We start from the raw sequence: 1249 nt of genomic DNA, 5'->3' as shown, positions 1-1249 counted from the left end.
GGTGTTATGGACGTTGTTCGGTGCGGTGAACGGCACCGAAGCCGACGACTCGCCCACCGGGATGGTGATGGTCTGGCCGTTGGCCAGTTTCACTACCAGATCGGAACCGGTGACTTTGTGGTTCACCGAAGCGGTGTAAGTCACCACGCCGCCTTCAGCGACAGTCGAAGTCGCCGTCAGGGTGACGGTAGTGGTGTCAATGGTGTCGGTGACCTTGGTCACGGCCGCAGTGTTGCTGACCTCCAGCTTCTCGAAGTCACCGCCGGTGGTGCCGGTGACAGTCACGCTCAGGTTTTCGGCATCGAGGTACACGTCATCGCTTGGGGCATCGATGGTGATCGACGCTTCCTTCGAGCCAGCGGCGATGGTGATGGTTTCACCGTTGCTCAGTTTGATCACCAGGTCAGTGCCGGCCTTGTTGGTCAGGGTGGCGGTGTAGGTGATCTTGCCGCCTTCGGCCACGGTGTCCGTCGCGGTCAGGGTGAGCGTGGTGACGTCCGGAGTCGCCGGGTTGTCGGTGACAGTGGTCACTGGCTCGCCAACGGCCACGGTCTTCTCGTAGTTACCACCCGAGATATTGGTGATCTTGTTGGTCAGGTCCAGGTTGGTGTTGTGGACGTTGTTCGGTGCGGTGAATGGCACAGAAGCAGACGACTCGCCTACCGGAATGGTGATGGTCTGGCCGTTGGCCAGTTTCACCACCAGATCGGAACCGGTGACCTTGTGGTTGACCGACGCGGTGTAGGTCACCACGCCACCCTCTACCACGCTTTGCGTGGCGGTCAGGGTGACGGTAGTGGTGTCGATGGTGTCAGTGACCTTGGTCACGGCCGCAGTGCTGCTGACGTCCAGCTTCTCGAAGTCACCACCGGTGGTGCCGGTGACAGTCACGCTCAGGTTTTCGGCATCGACGTAGACGTCGTCGCTTGGGGCATCGATGGTGATCGACGCTTCTTTCGAACCGGCGGCGATGGTGATCGTCTCACCGTTGCTCAGCTTGATCACCAAGTCGGTACCGGCCTTGTTGGTCAAGGTGGCGGTGTAGGTGATCTTGCCGCCTTCAGCGACAGTGCTGGTGGCGCTGAGGCTCAGGTTCGTTACATCTGGCATGGCCGGGTTGTCAGTGACCGTCGTCACTGGCTCGCCTACGGCCACGGTCTTCTCGTAATTGCCGCCCGAGATGTCGGTGATCTTGTTGGTCAGGTCCAGGTTGGTGTTGTGGACGTTGTTCGGGGCGGTGAACGGTACC

The 1249-nt window shown here is 60.4% G+C and carries 1 protein-coding gene; it reads right to left on the bottom strand.

The window, feature by feature from the left end:
• Positions 1-1249: immunoglobulin-like domain-containing protein (locus tag CAG46_RS28830; protein WP_371919198.1), on the bottom strand; the 1249-nt coding region annotated here is incomplete at both ends.

Source organism: Pseudomonas sp. B23(2017) (genome assembly GCF_002113725.1).
Taxonomy (GTDB): Bacteria; Pseudomonadota; Gammaproteobacteria; order Pseudomonadales; family Pseudomonadaceae; genus Aquipseudomonas; species Aquipseudomonas putida_Z.
The sequence above is the reverse complement of the archived record's forward strand: the minus strand, read 5'-3'. Positions and strand labels throughout refer to the sequence as shown.